Genomic DNA, 3,199 nt, shown 5'->3' on the forward strand with positions numbered 1-3,199 from the left:
CCCTCACTCACAACCTGCCGGTATGTACCCGCACTCACAACCTTGGCATGATCCAAATATGTTAAAGAAAGAAACATTGCAAATGGTGGAACCGTGGGTTCAGAATGGATTGAAAGAGGCACAGACAATATCAGTTGAGCATGCCATAAGAGAAGCTGCGGCAGTATCTTATTTGATAGGGAGAGGGTATCACCCTACTATCGCGCATCAGATTGTGGAATCTTGGTGGCATAGATAATTTTATTTTTAGCACCCATTGTGGTACTTTTTCTTTTGCAGAAAGGAGCGCCGAGGCGTCATGAATAACACGATATGCAATCAATGCCCCAAAAATGAGGAGTGTGAGACGCCTTGCGCTGCCATCGAAACGCTCTTCCAAATCTATGACCAACAGAGTGAAAAGGACAAAGTGACTCGCATCCGCAACCTGAAAAAGCAATTAGGGATCCAGGATGCTGAGCCTAGCAAATCATTAAAAAGACTCGCCGAAAAGATAATCAAGCGACTTCCTGAGTTCAGCATCATTCGGGAATTTAATATAAAGATCGGGTAAGTAGTCAGCCAGGAACGGAAGCGCGGCGAGAAGATTACATATGCTGATTGCAGAAAGGTGCAGGAGGTCTTCAAGGCTTACCTGCCTTTTGATTTTATTATCACGTTTTATGAGCGAAATACTGGATTACTAAGCGAGAATCAACAGAAGATCCTCATGCTGCATGAACTGCGGCATATCACTTTAGGAGAAAAGGGGTTGAAAATAAGGCCCCATGACATAGAGGATTTCAAGGACATTTTGGAGACATATGGACTTGATTGGAATGAGCCTGGTAAGGATTTACCGGATATATGCAAGATTGCTAAAGTGGATCGGGCTACGTATTATCGGGCCTTTGCAAAGCCTGAGTTTGTGGAGATATACAATAAGCGTTCAATGGACTTGGTCAAGCAGTAGGTATCTTCTGTCCTGAATACATTCGTCAGAGAGGCCCCGCGAGGTAGTTTTCAGCATGGTAAGGTAGTTCTCGAAATGGCCGGTATCTACGCTGAAAAATCAGATGTGAAGCTATCCGGCGTTGTTCAAGTCGAGAACCCGCTCCAGGGCCTTACGACCGACGAATTACGGAAGCTGATCCGCGATGGTTGACCTTGAGACAATCAGGCACAATGCCAAGATCGAACTAGCATGTCGTGAGTTTTTCGGCTTCTGCCAGGCAATGGCTCCTGACTTCTACAAAGGTGATCGACAGTACCTCATTGACTTGTGCAATGAGATGCAGGACTTCTATCAGTCAGATGACGATATATTGATCGTCAATGAGCCGCCACGCCACGGTAAATCCAGGACTGCTTCCATGTTCGCCAGTGGGTATTCGGGCAGGATCCGTCAGCTAAGATTATGACAGGCTCGTATAACGAGACGCTTTCGACGACGTTCTAGAAAGCTGTCCGAAATGGCATAAGCACAGCCAAGGCCGACCCTACAGTAATCGTATATAGCGATATTTTTCCGCATACTCGGATTGCCAAGGGCGATGCTGCCATGAACCTGTGGAGCCTTGAAGGTGCCTATAACAACTACCTAGCTACATCTCCTACAGGTACGGCAACAGGCTTCGGGGCGAGCATCCTGATCATTGACGACCTTATCAAGAACGCCGAGGAAGCCAATAACGAGGCCACACTTGAGAAGCACTGGGATTGGTTCACGAACACCATGCTTTCCCGCTTGGAGGAAGGCGGCAAAATCATTATCATCATGACCCGTTGGGCGACCGGTGACCTGGCTGGACGTGCGCTGGAGCACTTCAAAGAGGAACGTAAGAAAGTCCGCCACTTGAAGGTGCTGCAGGATGACGGCACGATGCTCTGTGAAGAAGTGTTGAGCCGAGAGTCGTATGACATGAAGGTTCGCGCCATGGGTGCCGACATTTCCAGCGCCAACTACCAGCAAGAGCCGATTGATATTAAAGGTCGTTTGTACAGCACGTTTAAGACATACGAGAAGTTGCCGGTGGATAGCAATGAAGAATCATTATTCACTGGCATTTACTCCTATTGTGACAGCGCCGATCAGGGATCAGATTACCTTTGTAACATCATCTGGGGTGCATATCAAAAAGAGGCATACGTCCTGGATGTCATATATACCAAGGAACCAATGGAGATTACAGAGCCTGCAGTCGCAAAGGCTCTTTTTGCGTTTCAGGTCAATAAAGAAAGAATTGAATCCAACAGTGGTGGCCGATCATTTGCACGTAGTGTGAAGCTCATTTTGGAAGAAGATCTAAAGAGCAATCGAACAGATGTGAGCTGGTTCCATCAGAGTAAGAACAAGACTGCCCGGATCACATCCAATGCAACATGGGTTATGAATCACGTTTACTATCCGGCAAATTGGCGTGCTGGCTGAGTTGGTCGCTGGAGGTGTTAAGGCAAATGGCTAAGATTTATTGCGATCTGATCAAGCTTGGATTGCGAAGTATTGAGCAAGTACCGCTCACATGGCGGGATGCTGTACAAAATATGCTTGAAGCTTAAGGGGCGCTACCGCATAGGTGGCGCTTTTATTATGCCCTCGGCTAGTGACGGGGGCTATTTATATTTCACCTAAAGGGGGATAAGTATGGATCGCTTTATTGAATTTGCTGGGCAGCTAGTAGGAGACTACGGCACGAAGCAAGTAGCTGCAGCTGGTGGTTTTGGTGTTGTTGGGGCATACCTGTTCGGTGGATGGCCGCTACTGCTGCAGGTGCTTCTGATTATGGCGGTGGCTGATTTCGTTACTGGTATTATGGCTGCTGGAACCGAGGGCAAGCTGCGCAGCAGCCGTGGGCTTGTTGGTATTGCCCGTAAGGTATTTATCTTTGTCATCATCTCTATTGCCCACCAAGTCGACACGGTTCTCGGCGATCAACACATGCTCTGGGATGCGACGATTTTCTTTTACATGGCGAACGAGCTGCTGTCAATTATCGAGAACGGTGGCCGTATAGGAGTGCCGATTCCTGGTGTGATTAAGCAGGCAGTTGAGGTTTTGAAAGGAAAGGTTAGCGGCACCCTTGTGGATGGAATCTTCTTGGATGGCTCCAGTTCTTCGCAATTGCGCTACGGATCTGTAAGCCTTCAGGGAGATGGCCGAACCGTGTACTCAATCATATCAGTGTGATACACAACAGGGATCACATAGGTAAGCTCTTTA

General features: G+C 47.7%; 5 protein-coding genes and 1 pseudogene. All 6 read left to right on the forward strand.

Annotation, left to right across the window (positions count from 1 at the left end; genetic code table 11):
* A partial coding sequence (locus BBG47_RS30480; RefSeq protein WP_254659949.1) for a hypothetical protein occupies positions 1 to 238 on the forward strand: 238 nt, incomplete at its 5' end.
* Positions 239 to 298: 60 nt separating this feature from the next.
* Positions 299 to 553 carry a hypothetical protein gene (locus BBG47_RS27440; RefSeq protein ID WP_065294388.1) on the forward strand — a complete coding sequence of 85 codons (255 nt, stop codon included), beginning with the start codon at positions 299 to 301 and terminating at the stop codon, positions 551 to 553.
* A 27-nt stretch (positions 554 to 580) separates the two neighbouring features.
* A pseudogene (locus BBG47_RS30965) lies at positions 581 to 952 on the forward strand (putative metallopeptidase); the annotation flags it as partial.
* Between the two features lie 588 nt (positions 953 to 1,540).
* Complete coding sequence (gene terL / locus BBG47_RS27455; protein ID WP_065294391.1) at positions 1,541 to 2,410, forward strand: phage terminase large subunit; 870 nt, start codon at positions 1,541 to 1,543, stop codon at positions 2,408 to 2,410.
* 26 nt (positions 2,411 to 2,436) lie between these two features.
* Positions 2,437 to 2,538 carry a CD1375 family protein gene (locus tag BBG47_RS30970; protein WP_251486678.1) on the forward strand — a complete coding sequence of 34 codons (102 nt, stop codon included), beginning with the start codon at positions 2,437 to 2,439 and terminating at the stop codon, positions 2,536 to 2,538.
* A gap of 85 nt (positions 2,539 to 2,623) precedes the next feature.
* On the forward strand, positions 2,624 to 3,166 hold the full coding sequence (locus BBG47_RS27460; protein WP_251486675.1) for a phage holin family protein: 543 nt from the start codon (positions 2,624 to 2,626) through the stop codon (positions 3,164 to 3,166).
* Positions 3,167 to 3,199 lie beyond the last annotated feature (33 nt).

This window comes from Paenibacillus sp. KS1 (assembly GCF_001680695.1).
GTDB classification, from domain to species: domain Bacteria; phylum Bacillota; class Bacilli; order Paenibacillales; family Paenibacillaceae; genus Paenibacillus_B; species Paenibacillus_B suaedae.

What these genes read in the sequence shown, in the direction of transcription:
- terL (WP_065294391.1), top strand. Translation starts at nt 1,541, where the DNA reads ATGAACCTGTGGAGCCTTGAAGGTGCCTATAACAACTACCTAGCTACA.
- BBG47_RS27440 (WP_065294388.1), top strand. Translation starts at nt 299, where the DNA reads ATGAATAACACGATATGCAATCAATGCCCCAAAAATGAGGAGTGTGAG.
- BBG47_RS27460 (WP_251486675.1), top strand. Translation starts at nt 2,624, where the DNA reads ATGGATCGCTTTATTGAATTTGCTGGGCAGCTAGTAGGAGACTACGGC.
- BBG47_RS30970 (WP_251486678.1), top strand. Translation starts at nt 2,437, where the DNA reads ATGGCTAAGATTTATTGCGATCTGATCAAGCTTGGATTGCGAAGTATT.